The following is a 15,912-nucleotide window of genomic DNA, read 5'->3' as shown; positions in this document are numbered from 1 at the left end:
GCCCACACGAATTACTTGGTCAATTTGTTAAAGAGCGGTTGAGCCGTTGCTCAATCAAGGTGGCGTATTCTACATCGTCTCGCCGCCTTGTCAACCGTTTAATTAAAGAAACTTCAAACTCGTTTTCTTTAATACTTTCAAACAGTTGCCCTTCTCAATACACCCCGCCTCAGCGGTGTGTCCCTCGAAGGAGATGCGCATTCTACAGACACCCGCAGATCTGTCAACGGCCATCTTCAATTAATTCTGCAGAACTTCGGTTTCCACCTATGAATACAGCAAAACAAGGTGGAAACCGATCAAAAACCGTACTACTTTTGCAGGACGCTCAGTGCTTTACTTATCTGCACTCGCAGACCGACGCAGTTTTCCGCGAAACAATGCGCGAGCCGGCCCAGACAAAGCGTAGATCAGGAACCCGGTGAATAGCACTGTCGCCGGATCCAGCGCAATTACTACGAAAATCAGTACCACTAGCAGAATCGCAGCGAAAGGCACACGCCCTCGCAGATCAAGATCCTTGAAACTGCGGTACAGCACGTTGCTGACCATCAGCACGCCTGCACCACCTACAACCACCATGGTCAGGAAGGTTAACCAGGCTGACGACTCAAACGACTGAAAGCACCAAACAAGGCCAGCAACGCATGCCGCAGCTGCAGGGCTTGGAAGGCCAACGAAAAATTTCTTATCCACAGAGCCAATTTGCGTGTTGAATCGCGCCAGGCGAAGCGCGGCACCTGCCACGTATATAAATGTAATCGCCCAACCAATTTTATCGAGGCCGTTCAGGGACCAGAAGAACGCGACAAACCCGGGCGCAACACCAAACGCAACCATGTCTGCGAGACTGTCGTATTCTTCACCGAACTTGCTTTGGGTATTGGTCATGCGAGCAACGCGCCCATCAAGACCGTCCAGAATCATTGACACAAAAATCGCAATAGCAGCGTTATCAAAAACACCACCCGCCGCCGACACAATGGCATAGAAGCCAGAGAACAATGAGGCAGTTGTCAGCGCATTAGGCAAAAGGTATATGCCCTTCCTGCGCACCGGTGCACCTTCGACCAGCTCTTCTTCTATCACCTCGCCCGGCTCTATTTCACACTCTGTCGCAGCACTGGAAGGATTCTCAGGCTCGCTGGCCCCGGAACTTAATTGAGCATCTTTTTTTTCGTCAGTCATTCCCATTACTCCGGAAAGTATTTTGGCGAAGTATATACGAAAAACGCGACCACCCGGGCCGCGTTTCATTAACCAAGCGAAACTCCGCTTAGTTTTTATCCTTATCCACGATCTTGTTGGCAGAAATCCACGGCATCATTCCGCGCAATTTCTCACCTGTCACTTCAATCTCGTGAGCGGCGTTCTGACGACGGCGCGCAGTCATTGATGGATAGTTAAGAGCACCCTCAGAGATGAACATCTTCGCGTATTCACCACTCTGGATACGCTTGAGCGCGTTGCGCATGGCTTCGCGAGACTGTTCGTTGATAATCTCGGGGCCTGTCACATACTCACCATACTCTGCGTTATTGGAGATGGAGTAGTTCATGTTGGCAATACCGCCTTCGTACATCAGGTCTACAATAAGCTTGAGCTCATGCAGGCACTCAAAGTACGCCATTTCCGGAGCATAGCCTGCCTCGGTCAGGGTCTCAAAACCCGCTTTTACCAGCTCAACAGCGCCACCGCACAGAACCGCTTGCTCACCGAACAGGTCGGTTTCGGTTTCATCCTTGAAGGTAGTCTCGATGATGCCAGTGCGCCCACCACCGATGCCGCTGGCGTATGACAGAGACAGGTCCTTGGCGTTGCCAGAGGCATCCTGGAAGATGGCAATCAGATCGGGGATACCGCCGCCATTCGCAAACTCGGTGCGAACGGTGTGGCCCGGAGCCTTGGGAGCAATCATGATAACGTCCAGATCTTTGCGCGGAACAATCTGGTTGTAGTGAATTGCGAAGCCGTGAGCAAAAGCCAGAGTGGCGCCTTGCTTCAGGTTTGGCTCAATCTCAGCCTTGTATAGCTGGGACTGGAACTCATCCGGAGTCAGAACCATAACCACATCAGCTGCCGCAACCGCAGATGGCACGTCGCTGGTTTTCAGGCCATAGGCTTCTGCCTTGGCGATAGAAGAAGACCCTGGGCGCAGACCTACGGTCACATCAACACCGGACTCTTTCAGGTTACACGCGTGAGCGTGCCCCTGTGAGCCAAAACCGATGATGGCAACTTTCTTGCCCTGAATGATGGAAAGATCGCAATCCTTATCGTAATAAACCTGCATGACTAACCCCTATGATTTGTGATGGCCTTTCAGGAGGCCAAAGCGTTCGTAATATGTGAAATCGTTTAAAGGCTCAAAACCTTTTCGCCCCGAGCGATCCCGGAAACCCCCGAGCGCACTACTTCGAGCACGCCCGAAGTGCCGATCGCCTGAACAAAGCCGTCCAGCTTGTCGCTAGCGCCCGCCAACTGAACAGTGTAAACCGAGCTGGTGACATCAACGATCTGGCCCCGGAAAATATCCACAGTGCGCTTTATTTCGGCACGTTGAGAACCTGTTGCTTTTAGCTTGATCAGCATCAGCTCCCGCTCGATGTGAGGCCCCTCAGTCAGATCCACCAGTTTAACCACCTCAACGAGCTTGTTAAGCTGCTTGGTAATCTGCTCAATAACCCGGTCTGAGCCAGTCGTTGTCACTGTAAGACGAGATAGAGTCTCATCCTCGGTAGGCGCAACCGTCAAGGTCTCAATGTTGTAGTTCCGCTGCGAAAACAGCCCGACTACGCGGGATAGTGCCCCCGGTTCGTTTTCAAGCAACACAGAAATGATTCGACGCATGATCACACCCTCTCCGTCTTGCTGAGCCACATATCTTTCATGCAGCCACGTGCCACTTGCATCGGGTACACGTGCTCAAAGCGGTCAACCTGGATATCTACAAAGACAAGTTTGTCTTTCATAGCCAGCGCTTCCTTCAGCTTCGGTTCCAGATCTTCTTTCTTGTCAATACGGACACCAACATGGCCATAGGCTTCCGCAAGCTTGATGAAGTCTGGCAGCGATTCCATATACGACTGGGAGTGACGGGACTCATAGTTCATGTCCTGCCACTGCCTTACCATGCCCAGCGACTGATTGTTAAGATTGATGATTTTTACCGGCAGCTTGTACTGATTGCAGGTAGAAAGCTCCTGAATATTCATCTGAATGCTGCCTTCACCGGTAATGCAAAGCACTTCATCATCCGGGTGAGTCAGCTTGATACCCATAGCCGCCGGCAAGCCGAAGCCCATAGTGCCGAGGCCACCAGAGTTGATCCATCGGTTAGGCTTGTCAAACTTGTAATACTGGGCTGCGAACATCTGATGCTGCCCAACATCCGAGGTAACAAACGCATCTCCGTTCGTCAGGCGCCAAAGCATCTCCACAACTTCCTGAGGCTTGATCACATCCGGACTGGTTTCGTAACGCATACCATGGAACGCGCGCCATTCGTCGATTTGTTTCCACCAGGATGCAAGAGCGTCTGCATCCGGCTTTTCCTTGCTCTCTTTTACCAGGGCAAGCATTTCCTTGAGAACCGCATCAACCGGCCCGACGATTGGCACGTCGGCGTCGATGGTTTTGGAAATGGACGCAGGGTCAATATCAATATGAATGATACGGGCCCCGGGGCAGAACTTTTCCGTTGCATTGGTTACGCGGTCATCAAAGCGCGCACCGACCGCCAGAATAAGATCCGAATGGTGCATTGCCATGTTGGCTTCGTAGGTTCCGTGCATGCCAAGCCAGCCAAGGTGCTGCTTGTCGCTGGCCGGATAACAGCCGATACCCATCAGGGTATTGGTAATCGGATACCCCAGTTTACGCACCAGCTCGGTCAGCTGCCCGGAAGCCTTACCCAGAATGACGCCACCACCCGCATATATAATGGGACGGCGCGCCGCCAGCATCATATCTACCGCTTTTTTGATTTGACCAGCGTGGCCACGTATGGCCGGGTTGTAGGAACGCAGCTTGACCTTTTTCGGGTAAGCATATTCAAAACGTTCGTTCGGTGCGGTCATATCCTTGGGAATATCCACAACGACAGGCCCGGGACGACCGGTTGAGGCGATGTAATACGCCTTGCGGATAATTTCCGGAATCTCCGAAGGGTGACGTACACTGAGGTTGTGTTTAACGACAGGCCGGGAAACCCCCATCATGTCGGTTTCCTGGAAGGCATCTTCGCCAATCAGGGTAGACGCGACCTGTCCGCACAGAACCACCATGGGAATGGAGTCCATGAACGCGGTAGCAATACCGGTAATGGTGTTGGTGGCTCCAGGGCCAGAGGTCACAAGCACGGTTCCCGGCAAACCAGTCGCACGTGCATAGCCATCAGCCATATGCACTGCAGCCTGTTCGTGTCTCACCAGAATATGCTTGACCTTGTCCTGCCTGAACAGCGCATCATAAATATGAAGGGCTGCGCCACCCGGATAGCCATATATGTATTCGATCCCCTGATCCTGCAGGGAGCGGATCAGCATATCGGCGCCAGACAATAACTCCACGATGTTCTACCCTCTTCTACGAGTGAATGAGCCGGGCACACGCCCGGTTGCCTGGGTTCACGGTTTCCCTGCTTCTTTTGAAAGCGGAACCGGCTGCTCCACACCTTGTTAAGAGGTTGTCTCTTGGCCAGCCGCCCTCCTGAGGGTTGCGGAGAACGGCCAATCAACGGGTTGCACGTAAGCAACAACCATTCCGCGGCAGATGCGCGGCACGCTCAGTGTGGTAAATAAAGGGGAATACTCGCACGGGTTGCCTGCCGTAGTAGCCCCAGTCTTCAGGCAATCGGTAATTCTGACAGCGCGAAACTCCCTGTCAATAGCAACCGTTGCTTTCTGCGCCCTTACTGACTAAAGGTCTGCCATAATTATCCACAACTCAGATACAGAGATTTGAACCAGGCGGAAGAAAATGCTTCGCACTAATGGCATGATAGACCAATATAAATCAATGTAACGGGCCCGGTTTTTCAGGTTACTGATTAGCCCGGGAACAGCGAACACACCGCGAGTAGAGCCATGAACAGAAAAATCCTGATGCTGACATTATTGATAGCCGTAGCACCCGGCATGGCAATGAGCGCCTCGGTGTATAAATGGACGGACGAAAACGGCATAACCCATTTCGGTGACCGTCAGCCTGTGGGTGCCAACTCTGAAACCGTCAACGTTCGCTCGGGCACGTCTTCTTCCGCAGCCGCCAACCGACCCAGTCCGCAAAAACGCCTGGGCGAATTTCAGGAGCAACAACAGAAAGAAGCTGACCGTGAAAAGGAGACCGCCGTCGAGGCAGCCCGCCGAAAGCAGCGCGTGGCCAACTGTGAAAGCGCACGCTCAAACCTGAAAGTCATCGATAGCAACGCGCGTATTCGCATAGAAGAAAACGGCGAACTGCGCTATCTGAGCCCGGAAGAGGTCGCCGAGCAACGGGAAAAGCTGGAAGAAATTGCGACTGAAAACTGCGAGCCAGAAGATCAGTCGTAACAGCTAAAAAAAAGGTGAGAGCCGAAGCCCTCACCTTTTTTACTATCAACTCCGATCAAGCCTTTTTGAACTCCAGCTTGCCTCCATCCACAGTGGCGAGAATTATGTCGCCAGCGACAAAGTCACCCTGCAACAGCCTTTGCGCCAGTGGGTTTTCAATCATCCGCTGAATAGCCCGCTTGAGTGGCCGCGCACCGTACACCGGGTCGTACCCGACTTCTGCGAGCAAGTCCATGGCAGCCTCGTCCAGCTCCAGCTTCATATCCTGTTCTTGCAAGCGCCTGCCGAGAATCTCTATCTGGATTTTGGCGATGCCATGAATTTGGGCTCCCGCCAATGGGTGGAATACAACCACTTCGTCCACACGGTTAATAAATTCAGGGCGGAAGTGTGTTCCCACCACCTCCATGACAGCGCTCTTCATGGCTTCGTAATTCTCTTCGCCAGCCTTCTGCTGAATAATGTCAGAACCCAGGTTTGACGTCATAACGATGACCGTATTACGGAAATCCACTGTACGCCCCTGGCCGTCCGTGAGGCGACCATCATCAAGCACCTGGAGCAGTATGTTGAATACATCCGGGTGCGCCTTTTCAACTTCGTCGAGCAACAGCACGGAGTATGGGCGACGACGAACAGCTTCAGTGAGGTATCCACCCTCTTCATAACCGACGTAACCCGGCGGCGCACCAATCAGGCGGGCAACAGAGTGCTTCTCCATAAACTCCGACATATCGATACGCACCATGGCGTCATCGGTGTCGAAAAGGAACGAAGCCAGCGCTTTACACAGCTCGGTTTTACCCACACCAGTTGGCCCAAGAAACAGGAACGAGCCGTTAGGCCTGTGAGGATCTGCCAGGCCCGACCGTGAGCGGCGAACGGCATTCGCCACAGCCTCTACAGCTTCGTCCTGACCAATAACCCGGGTATGCAGCTCATCTTCCATGCGCATCAGTTTGCCGCGTTCGCCTTCGAGCATTTTGGATACCGGAATGCCCGTCCACTTGGAAACAACCTCCGCGATTTCCTCGTCGGTAACGCGATTACGCAGGAGCTTCATTTCCATCATTTCCGCCTGGCTCGCCATATCGAGCTGACGCTCCAGCTCCGGAATGCGGCCATACTGTAACTCGGACATCTTGCCCAAATCGCCTGCACGGCGGGCGGTTTCCAGATCGATGCGGGCCTGCTCAAGCTGGCTCTTTATCTTCTGGGAACCGTGCAAAGCGGCCTTCTCGGTATTCCAGACTTCTTCAAGATCAGCGTATTCCCGCTCCACACCCTGAATAACACCTGAAAGCTCCTCAAGCCGCTTTTTCGAAGCCGCATCAGTCTCTTTTTTCAGTGCTTCCCGCTCAATTTTGAGCTGGATCAGGCGACGTTCCAGCCGATCCAGAGGCTCTGGCTTGGAGTCCATCTCCATGCGAATCTGGCTGGCAGCTTCATCGATCAGATCAATGGCTTTATCGGGCAACTGACGATCAGTAATGTACCTTTGGGACAACTTGGCAGCCGCAATAATCGCTCCGTCGGTCACCTCTACACCGTGGTGTACTTCGTAACGCTCTTTAAGGCCGCGGAGGATCGCGATGGTGTCCTCTTCATTCGGCTCATTCACCAGTACTTTCTGGAAGCGGCGCTCCAGAGCAGCGTCCTTCTCAATGTTCTCTCGGTATTCATTCAGTGTGGTGGCGCCTACGCAATGCAGCTCACCACGGGCCAGTGCCGGCTTGAGCATATTGCCCGCATCCATGGAGCCCTCAGCTTTACCCGCGCCCACAACTGTGTGAATTTCATCGATGAACAGGATGATCTGGCCTTCCTGTTTGGCGAGCTCGTTCAGTACCGCTTTCAGGCGCTCCTCAAACTCACCCCGGAACTTGGCACCGGCAATAAGCGAGCCCATATCCAGAGACAAAACCCGTTTATTCTTAAGCCCCTCAGGCACTTCGCCGTTTACAATTCGCTGGGCCAAGCCTTCCGCAATGGCGGTTTTACCGACGCCGGGCTCACCGATCAGTACCGGGTTGTTTTTACGTCGGCGCTGCAACACCTGAATCGTGCGACGAATCTCGTCATCACGCCCGATCACCGGATCGAGCTTGCCGGCTTCCGCCCGCTCGGTCAGATCGATGGTGTACTTGGACAGCGCCCGGCGGTTTTCCTCGGCACCGGCATCATCTACAGTCTCACCGCCACGCACGGCACTAATGGCTTTTTCCAGCGCCCCTTTATCCACACCCTGCTCACGTAGAACACGACCAAGCGTGCCACGATCTTCCAAGGCAGCCAGCAGCATAAGTTCGCTGGAGATAAATTGGTCTTTGCGCTTCTGTGCCAATTTGTCGGCAATATTGAACAGGCGGCCCATATCGTTGGACATGGCAACATCGCCTGCGCTGCCGCTTACTTCCGGCAGGTTCTCGATTTCCTGTGCCACAGCCTGGCGCACCCGACCGGGCTCTGCCCCTGACTGTTTAAGGAGCGGTTTGATAGAGCTGCCCTGCTGGTCAAGCATTGCCTGCATAAGGTGCAAAGGCTCAATAAAGTTATGGTCCTTGCCAACGGCCAATGACTGGGCGTCGGCCAGTGCGGTTTGCAAAAGACTGGTGAGCTTGTCGATTCTCATGGATTCGTTTCCCCGATTCGTTCGGCAAATGCGATCAGTTATTGCGCATTCGGTTTGCTTTGGGAACTAATGTAGGGGCAATCGAGGGAAGTTCAAGGTCAACGCAGGGGCATCTGTCAGAAAATTGACGCACCTCAGGTTTTCCAGATAACCGTTGCCATGCGACCAGTCTGGCCATCGCGGCGATAAGAGTAGAAACGCTGACTATCTGCAACCGTACAAAAGTCACCACCAGAAATATGTTCAACCCCCAGCGCCTCGAGCCGCAGTCGGGCAAGGCTATATATGTCAGCCATATAATGGCCCTCGCGGGCGCCCAACGGGCTGAAAGCAGCCTCTGTCTGTGGATCTTGCGCTATAAAAGCCGCCCTGACGTCTGGCCCAACCTCAAACGCTTTTGGCCCTATGGCTGGCCCGAGCCAGGCCATCAGCGTATTGCCCGGCAACCCCATACTGACCACCAGGTTTTCCAGCACCCCACCACAGAGGCTGCGCCAGCCGGCGTGAGCAGAGGCTACCGTGGTTCCATTTCGGTCACAGAGAATGACAGGTAAACAGTCTGCAGTGAGAATGACACAAGCTCTTCCGGTTGCCCGGGTAAAACTGGCGTCGGCTTCAGGAGTACCAGTGATGTCCCCGGCAGACAAATCGGCAACTTCGGTGCCATGAATCTGGTTCAGCCAACCAAATGCGCCTGGCAAAAGACCACAGGCAACTGCAAGTCTTTTGCGATTTTGCATCACGTGCGCGGGTTCATCACCCACATGACCACCCAGATTCAGGCTGGCCCATGGGGACTGACTGACACCACCTGCGCGGATTGTGCACACCGCGCGGATGTTCGCAGGCGCTGGCCAATCCGGGTGGATAAGCGTTAGTAAAGGAGCAGCTTCAGAACTCATTGCTCTCAAGTTCCTGAATATGCTTACGTAAAGCCGCGAGCAAGCCCATGAAATCCTCCGGTAGCGGCACATCCCAACTCAGAATTTCTCCGGTTTCCGGATGTTCCAACGTGAGCTGACGTGCATGCAGTGCCTGCCGATGAAATGCCGAGAGTACTTCGCGCAACTCCTCCGTTGTACCTTTTGGTAAGCGCAACCGGCCACCATAGAGCGGGTCACCAACCAGAGGATGCTTTACATGGGCCATGTGCACCCGAATCTGGTGTGTACGACCGCTTTCCAGTTTGCAGCGTACATGGGTGTGGGCAGCAAAGCGCTCAATCAGGCGATAATGGGTTACTGCGGGCTTACCGTTTTTCACCACACCCATTTTCTTGCGCTCATGGGGGTGACGGCCGATGGGCGCATCCACCGTAGCACCACCCGTCAGAGTACCCACCACAACGGCCTCGTACTCGCGCCCCATGGTTCGGGTCTGTAACTGGCCAACCAGAGAGGTGTGTGCAATCAGACTGCGAGCGACCACCATGATACCCGAGGTGTCTTTATCAAGACGGTGGACAATACCGGCACGGGGCAGGTTCTCAACCTCCGGGGCATAGTTAAGCAACGCGTTCACCAAAGTGCCGTCGGCGTGACCTGCCGCTGGATGAACCACCAGGCCAGCGGGCTTGTTGATGACAAGCAGATGCTCATCTTCATAAACAATATCCAGGCTGATCGCTTCGGCCTGCCAGGTCACCTGAGCTTCGGGCTCGGCATCAAGCTCAAGGCGGTCGCTCAGCATTACTTTGTCTTTCGGCCTACGAGCTTCTCCGTTCACCGTTAAAGCGCCGCTGCGAATCCAGGACTGCAGGCGCGAACGCGAATGCTCTGGCATGAGTTCTGCGGCAGCCTGATCAAGACGCCGGTCACTCAACGCAGGCGGTATAGCAAAACTGGCAGTTATTCGGTTTTCAGATGACATTAAGCCCCCAGGGCCTGTGTGTGTTACGTTTCGGTCAGAATATTTGAAACTGGCGGAATGCACTCTGCACATAAGGCGAGTTCCCCGCTACAATACCGCAACCGAATTTATCGACATTATACGGGATTCCGGCATGAGATCAGGTTTTCGTTTACTGCTACTTTCCACACTGATTGTGCTGATCAGTGCCTGTGCGTCCAACAAGCAGGAGGAAGTGCTACCGGAAAAGACCTATTACGACAACGCCCGGCAGGCAATGAATGCCGGCAACTTCAACGAAGCCGAGCAGAATCTGGATTCGCTGGAGACCTACTACCCGTTTGGTCGATACGCTGAACAGGCGCAGCTTGATCTCATTTATGCCCGCTACCAGAATCTCGATCTTGAGGGCTCCCGGGCTGCAGCAGACCGCTTCCTGCGCCTGAACCCACAGAGCGATCATGCGGATTACGCACTGTATATGCGCGGACTCGCCTCCTACAACCTTGATATCGGCTTGGCTGCACGCTATTTCCCGATCGATGTTGCCGCCCGGGACGCCGGAGAACAGCAGCAGGCATTCCGTGATTTCAGCGAACTATTGAACCGCTATCCACAGAGCGAATACGCTGCTGACGCTCGTCAGCGCATGATTGCAGTGCGCAACCGAATGGCAGAGCTGGAACTTCACGCCGCTCGCTATTACATCAAACGCGAAGCCTTCGTGGCCGCCAATAACAGGGCGCGTTACATCGTAGAGAACTTCCCAACATCACCGGCCGTTGAAGAAGCGATCATCATCCTGGCAGAGACGTTCGATTTCCTGAAATTCAAAAAAGGCTCTCAGGATGCGATCGCGCTACTTCGCCAGAACTTCCCGAAAAGCGATGCATTCAACAGCGAGGGTGAGTTTCAGGCAGGCCTGCTGAAGCGTGAGAATCGCTCACTCTCCAGCGTCGTTACCTTTGGGCTTATGGACGACGAATAACTTCTGCCCTGTCAATTGCCGCTTTTCCAGCCACTGGTAATGGGATAGCGGCGATCCTTACCAAAACCGCGCTCGGTGATCCGAATCCCGATCGGCGACTGCCGGCGCTTGTATTCGTTGATATCCACCAAGCGAATAACACGACGAACGTCTGCCTCGTTAAAGCCTTCTGCAACAATCGCATCTGAGCTGAAATCCCGCTCTACATACAGATTCAGAATCTGATCCAGCACGTCATAGCCCGGAAGGTTATCTTCATCTTTCTGATCCGGAGCCAGCTCCGCCGAAGGCGGCCGCGTGATTACGCGCTCAGGAATCACCGGAGACACGGAATTACGGCACCTTGCGAGGCGGAAAACAAGAGTTTTGGGAACATCCTTCAGCACATCGAAACCGCCAGCCATATCGCCATAAAGGGTCGAATACCCCACGGCCAGCTCGCTCTTATTGCCAGTTGTGAGCACCAGCGAGCGAAACTTGTTGGACAGTGACATCAGCACAACACCCCGGATACGAGCCTGCAGATTTTCCTCGGTTGTATCCGGGGATGTGCCCTCGAAAGGGGTAGCCAGCGTCGCCATAAAGGATTCGTACATGGGTTCTATGGAGTACACATCGTACTGAACGCCCATGGCCACCGCCTGAGCCTCTGCATCTTCAAGGCTCATATCCGACGTGTAGCGGAACGGCATCATCACAGCACGGACACGCTCCGGCCCCAGTGCATCGGCTGCCACAGCCAGAGCCAGGGCAGAATCTATACCGCCGGAAAGACCAAGCACCACCGATTTGAAACCATTTTTGTTCACATAGTCGCGAACACCGGTAACCAGTGCGCTGTAAACATTCGCCTCTAGCGACGGCTCCGGGGGCAATGATTGCGAGATTGGCTGGCAATGGCGATCACACACAAAATCTACAGGAAACAGTCCGTCGGTAAACTGCGACACCTCCACAGCAAGAGCGCCCGAATGGTCGTAAACCATAGAGCCGCCGTCGAACACCAGTTCGTCCTGGGCCCCCACCAGATTGGTATAGATAATACTCACCTGATTCTCACGTGACTTGCGCTCGAGCAGCGCCTTTCTCCGTGCCTGTTTATCAATATCATAGGGCGACGCATTCAGGTTGATGATCAACCGGGCCCCTGCAGCCACGGAGTCTTCAACGGGGCCATCCGCCCAGATATCTTCGCAAACCGTCAGACCCACCGGCACGCCGCAGATCTCAAGCACCGTCGGGCCCGTGCCATCCGCAAAATAACGTTTTTCATCGAAAACCTGGTAATTGGGTGGAAACCGCTTGAAGTAACGACCGGTGATTGTGCCGCTTTCGATCACCACAGCCGCGTTGTAAAGCCGGCCGGCACTTCGAAGCGGCGCGCCGATAACGATCGCGGCGCCAATCTCCGCACTTTGCAGCCGCTCAAGCGCCTCACTCACTCTGAGATCCATACTGGGGCGCAGCAACAAGTCTTCCGGCGGGTATCCGGTGATGCAAAGCTCCGGGAAAACAACAATATCTGCCCCGTGCCTCGAACGAGCACGCTTCGCAGCCTCAATAACCAGCCCGGTGTTACCGGGAATATCCCCCACCAGAAAATCCATCTGCGCCATTACCACCCGCAACTTATGGTGGGACGTATTGGAAAGCGGGGCGCTCCCGGAAACGGACATAGACAGGCTCCTGTAACTCATTGCCACGAAAAGGCTATTATACCCCCCTATAGGCCCTGATTTCTTCCGCCCAGCAACGGATTTTTGAAAAACCATGACGACAGATACAGTGTCGGTAGTCATTACCAACAAACGAACAGCCGGCTTTCAGCAAGCCAAGTTGTTTCGCATATACAATCATTACAGGGTGGTGATCAGCCTTGTGCTGGTGGCTCTGCTGTTTGTTGACCCTGTCAATTTCGACGTCCGCTTTCGGTTATTGGATTATTACCAGTTTGGCGTAGTGGGCTATCTCGCGCTGAACAGTTTTATCGCACTGATCATGCTGGCTGGCCTTGAGCCCGGAAAGCGGCACATCACCTTATCAATACTGCTGGATATCCTGATCATGCACGGGCTGCTATTTGCCAGCACCGGCATCACTAACGGGCTTGCCAATCTCGTCATTGTTTCCGTAGCCGCAGGCAATATTCTTAACCCCAGCCGCATGGGAACTTTCTATGCGGCTCTTGCGACCATCTGTTCACTCAGCATTTCGGGCTGGGCGGTGCTGACACTCGACGGGCCCGCCGACGATATTGTGCGTGCCGGTTCACTTGGCATCCTGTATTTTGCTACTGCGTTTGTCCTGCAAAACATTTCTCGGCGAATGATGCGCAGTGAAGCTCTGGCCAGCAGTCGTGCACAAAGCATTGTAGAACTGGAACAAATCAACCAGCAGATCATTCAGCGCATGCGAACCGGTATTCTTGTGCTTGACCGACATGGCCAAATACGCCTTGCGAATGCGGCTGCCGAAGAACTGCTGTTTGGCATTCCAACCGATAAGGGAACGCCCCCAACTCGACCCAAAGCCCTACCCCAGCCACTCAAGTCTGGCCTGGAAGCGTGGCTCAAGAACCCTGCAAAGCGCACGAAACCGTTTCAATCGGCACCCACCTCTCCGCTCCTGCAAGCCAATTTCACCCAGCTTGACCAGGAGCGCGGAGACCAGATTCTGGTATTTATCGAAGACATGAGCAAAATGACGCAACAGGCCCAGCAGATGAAACTGGCCTCGCTCGGCCGGCTGACTGCCGGTATTGCCCATGAAATCCGCAACCCGCTTGGGGCTATCAGCCACGCAGCCCAACTGATGGAAGAGTCGCCTCATCTCGATACCGGAGACCAGCAAATGCTGGGAATTATCCGGCGCCATTCGCGACGCGCAAATGGCATTATCGAGAACGTGCTCAGCCTTTCCCGGCGCAAATCAGCCCATGCCGATCTGGTTGATTTAGGCAACTGGCTGAAGGAATTCAGAACTGACTTCCTCCAAACCCAGGACAACGCCATACCCGCCACTGAAGTGAGATTAAACACCATCGCGAACATGCCCGAAGCGCGATTTGATAAAAGCCAGATCGAACAGGTGCTGGTGAACCTGTGTGATAATGGCTTGCGCTACAGTCACCAGCATACCGGAGTACGCAGAATCGAACTGAACGCTGGCGCTACGGCAGATGGCGAGCGAGCTTACGTAGATGTAAGAGATTTTGGCCAGGGTGTAGCCCCGGGCTCAAATCATTTGGTTTTCGAGCCATTTTACACCACCGACAAAGGTGGCACGGGCCTTGGGCTTTATCTGGCGAGAGAACTGTGCGAGTCTAATCAGGCCCATTTGTCCCTCGTGGAAGACGACAAACCCGGCTGCTGTTTCCGCATTACCTTTGCTCCCCCAGGGCGAATGATCTGACGTGGAACCGACAAAAATGGAACCGACAAAACAAGATGACCACTCACACAGCGCTGATTGTTGACGACGAACCCGACATTCGGGATCTTCTCGAAATTACTCTTTCGCGGATGGGCATAAAAACCCTCACCGCTCCAGACCTTACCAGCGCATTCAAACTGCTGGAGCAGCACACTCCACAGCTATGCCTGACAGACATGAACCTGCCAGATGGTAACGGCATCGAATTGGTGCAGTGGATTCAACAGCACCGGCCGGACATGCCCGTTGCCGTTATCACGGCATACGGAAGCATGGATACGGCGATTGAATCCCTGAAAGCCGGCGCGTTTGATTTCGTCTCCAAACCGGTTGAACTCTCCAGGCTCCGGGAACTGGTGAATAGTGCCCTGAGGCTATCGGAGCCAAGCCCTGCTATTGATGACGCCACCGATGAGCCTGGCCTTCTGCTTGGCAACTCCGCGCAAATCAAAAAGCTACGCAATCAGACCCGCAAGCTCGCCAGAAGCCAGGCACCGGTTTTTATCAGCGGTGAATCCGGCAGTGGTAAAGAGCTGGTGGCGCGGATGATTCACCTTCAGGGGCCGCGCAGTGCTGCACCCTTCACCGCCGTCAACTGCGGTGCAATTCCTTCAGAACTGATGGAAAGTGAGTTTTTCGGGCACAAAAAAGGTAGCTTTACAGGCGCCGTTGAAAACAAAGATGGCCTCTTCCGTTCTGCCGACGGCGGCACACTGTTTCTGGACGAGGTAGCCGACCTGCCCCTTGCCATGCAGGTTAAATTGTTGCGCGCCATTCAGGAAAAAGCCGTGCGCCCGGTAGGTGATACCAAAGAAATACCTGTCGATATACGTTTACTGAGCGCCACGCACAAAAACCTGGCAGAACTGGTTCAGGATGGAAGCTTCCGGCAGGATCTGTTTTACCGGATTAACGTGATCGAACTGGCTGTTCCTCCCCTAAGAGATCGAACAGACGATATCGCGCTTCTCGCGAACCACATACTTGAACGCATCGCCCGGGAATACGAATGCGATGCGGCAACACTGTCTCAAGACGCAGTAGACCGGCTGAAAGAGCATGACTTCCCGGGCAACGTGCGTGAGCTGGAGAATATTCTTGAACGCGCCTTTACTCTCTGCGACGCCGAAAAGATCAGCGCCTCTGACCTGCATCTCGGCAATGGCCTTGGTGCCGGGGCGAGCGATATCAACGTCGGCGCAAATGCAGACGCAAGCCCGGCTCCGGTGCCAGAGGGTGATATTGACCTGGAGGGTTACCTGGAATCCATCGAGCGCCAAGCTATTGAAAAAGCGCTGGAGGCGACCCGCTGGAATAAAACGGCAGCGGCCAAGAGGCTGGGGATCAGCTTTCGGGCGTTGCGGTATCGGTTGAAGAAGTTGGGAATGGAGTGACATCGAACAAAATTATGGGTAACGATATAAGCTGCGCCACTACAAAATAATTTGTGTTCGCGTAGG

The 15,912-nt window shown here is 54.1% G+C and carries 12 protein-coding genes; 4 read left to right on the top strand and 8 right to left on the bottom strand.

All coding sequences use genetic code 11. From position 1 onward, the window contains the following. Positions 1-336: 336 nt before the first annotated feature. The 4 genes from pssA to ACN0V1_RS16925 form a co-directional block, all read right to left on the bottom strand. Complete coding sequence (pssA, locus tag ACN0V1_RS16940) at positions 337-1,188, bottom strand: CDP-diacylglycerol--serine O-phosphatidyltransferase (protein WP_339782480.1); 852 nt, start codon at positions 1,186-1,188, stop codon at positions 337-339. A gap of 88 nt (positions 1,189-1,276) precedes the next feature. After that, positions 1,277-2,293 (bottom strand): ketol-acid reductoisomerase, encoded by a 1,017-nt coding sequence (ilvC, locus tag ACN0V1_RS16935; RefSeq protein ID WP_417546123.1) that lies wholly within the window; start codon positions 2,291-2,293, stop codon positions 1,277-1,279. A 65-nt stretch (positions 2,294-2,358) separates the two neighbouring features. Beyond that, complete coding sequence (gene ilvN / locus ACN0V1_RS16930) at positions 2,359-2,850, bottom strand: acetolactate synthase small subunit (protein WP_144779976.1); 492 nt, start codon at positions 2,848-2,850, stop codon at positions 2,359-2,361. 2 nt (positions 2,851-2,852) lie between these two features. Further along, entirely contained in the window at positions 2,853-4,571 is a 1,719-nt protein-coding gene (locus ACN0V1_RS16925; protein WP_417546122.1) for an acetolactate synthase 3 large subunit, read from the bottom strand. A gap of 516 nt (positions 4,572-5,087) precedes the next feature. Here ACN0V1_RS16925 and ACN0V1_RS16920 point away from each other — a divergent pair. Next, positions 5,088-5,552: a DUF4124 domain-containing protein gene (locus ACN0V1_RS16920; protein WP_417546121.1), complete on the top strand. Its 465-nt coding sequence runs from the start codon at positions 5,088-5,090 to the stop codon at positions 5,550-5,552. A 55-nt stretch (positions 5,553-5,607) separates the two neighbouring features. Here the strand turns inward: ACN0V1_RS16920 and clpB are convergent, their stop codons facing one another. The 3 genes from clpB to rluD all read right to left on the bottom strand — a co-directional run bounded on the left by clpB (position 5,608) and on the right by rluD (position 10,053). Further along, on the bottom strand, positions 5,608-8,184 hold the full coding sequence (clpB, locus tag ACN0V1_RS16915) for an ATP-dependent chaperone ClpB (protein ID WP_417546120.1): 2,577 nt from the start codon (positions 8,182-8,184) through the stop codon (positions 5,608-5,610). Between the two features lie 134 nt (positions 8,185-8,318). Next, a complete protein-coding gene (pgeF, locus tag ACN0V1_RS16910) occupies positions 8,319-9,086 on the bottom strand; it encodes a peptidoglycan editing factor PgeF (protein WP_417546119.1) in 768 nt (255 codons plus the stop codon). After that, entirely contained in the window at positions 9,076-10,053 is a 978-nt protein-coding gene (gene rluD, locus ACN0V1_RS16905) for a 23S rRNA pseudouridine(1911/1915/1917) synthase RluD (protein WP_417546118.1), read from the bottom strand. The genes pgeF and rluD overlap by 11 nt, the downstream gene beginning before the upstream one ends. A gap of 133 nt (positions 10,054-10,186) precedes the next feature. Here rluD and ACN0V1_RS16900 point away from each other — a divergent pair, with 133 nt between their 5' ends. Continuing rightward, positions 10,187-11,020, top strand: coding sequence for an outer membrane protein assembly factor BamD (locus tag ACN0V1_RS16900; RefSeq protein WP_417546117.1), 834 nt, complete (start codon positions 10,187-10,189; stop codon positions 11,018-11,020). Positions 11,021-11,031: 11 nt separating this feature from the next. On the opposite strand, the gene ACN0V1_RS16895 is transcribed toward ACN0V1_RS16900, so the two are convergent. Beyond that, positions 11,032-12,696, bottom strand: a complete 1,665-nt coding sequence (locus tag ACN0V1_RS16895) for an NAD+ synthase (RefSeq protein ID WP_417546116.1) — start codon at positions 12,694-12,696, stop codon at positions 11,032-11,034. Between the two features lie 94 nt (positions 12,697-12,790). Here ACN0V1_RS16895 and ACN0V1_RS16890 point away from each other — a divergent pair, with 94 nt between their 5' ends. Further along, positions 12,791-14,431 carry a sensor histidine kinase gene (locus tag ACN0V1_RS16890; protein WP_417546115.1) on the top strand — a complete coding sequence of 547 codons (1,641 nt, stop codon included), beginning with the start codon at positions 12,791-12,793 and terminating at the stop codon, positions 14,429-14,431. Positions 14,432-14,466: 35 nt separating this feature from the next. Then, positions 14,467-15,846: a sigma-54-dependent transcriptional regulator gene (locus ACN0V1_RS16885; RefSeq protein WP_417546114.1), complete on the top strand. Its 1,380-nt coding sequence runs from the start codon at positions 14,467-14,469 to the stop codon at positions 15,844-15,846. Positions 15,847-15,912 lie beyond the last annotated feature (66 nt).

Source organism: Marinobacter sp. (genome assembly GCF_048266785.1).
In the GTDB taxonomy this organism is placed as follows: Bacteria; Pseudomonadota; Gammaproteobacteria; order Pseudomonadales; family Oleiphilaceae; genus Marinobacter.
Note: the sequence above shows the minus strand (reverse complement) of the source record. Positions and strands in the feature narration are given on the sequence as shown.

What these genes read in the sequence shown, in the direction of transcription:
- ACN0V1_RS16920 (WP_417546121.1), top strand. Translation starts at nt 5,088, where the DNA reads ATGAACAGAAAAATCCTGATGCTGACATTATTGATAGCCGTAGCACCC.
- ilvC (WP_417546123.1), bottom strand. Translation starts at nt 2,293, where the DNA reads ATGCAGGTTTATTACGATAAGGATTGCGATCTTTCCATCATTCAGGGC.
- pssA (WP_339782480.1), bottom strand. Translation starts at nt 1,188, where the DNA reads ATGACTGACGAAAAAAAAGATGCTCAATTAAGTTCCGGGGCCAGCGAG.
- clpB (WP_417546120.1), bottom strand. Translation starts at nt 8,184, where the DNA reads ATGAGAATCGACAAGCTCACCAGTCTTTTGCAAACCGCACTGGCCGAC.
- ilvN (WP_144779976.1), bottom strand. Translation starts at nt 2,850, where the DNA reads ATGCGTCGAATCATTTCTGTGTTGCTTGAAAACGAACCGGGGGCACTA.
- pgeF (WP_417546119.1), bottom strand. Translation starts at nt 9,086, where the DNA reads ATGAGTTCTGAAGCTGCTCCTTTACTAACGCTTATCCACCCGGATTGG.
- ACN0V1_RS16885 (WP_417546114.1), top strand. Translation starts at nt 14,467, where the DNA reads ATGACCACTCACACAGCGCTGATTGTTGACGACGAACCCGACATTCGG.
- ACN0V1_RS16895 (WP_417546116.1), bottom strand. Translation starts at nt 12,696, where the DNA reads ATGTCCGTTTCCGGGAGCGCCCCGCTTTCCAATACGTCCCACCATAAG.
- ACN0V1_RS16890 (WP_417546115.1), top strand. Translation starts at nt 12,791, where the DNA reads ATGACGACAGATACAGTGTCGGTAGTCATTACCAACAAACGAACAGCC.
- rluD (WP_417546118.1), bottom strand. Translation starts at nt 10,053, where the DNA reads ATGTCATCTGAAAACCGAATAACTGCCAGTTTTGCTATACCGCCTGCG.
- ACN0V1_RS16900 (WP_417546117.1), top strand. Translation starts at nt 10,187, where the DNA reads ATGAGATCAGGTTTTCGTTTACTGCTACTTTCCACACTGATTGTGCTG.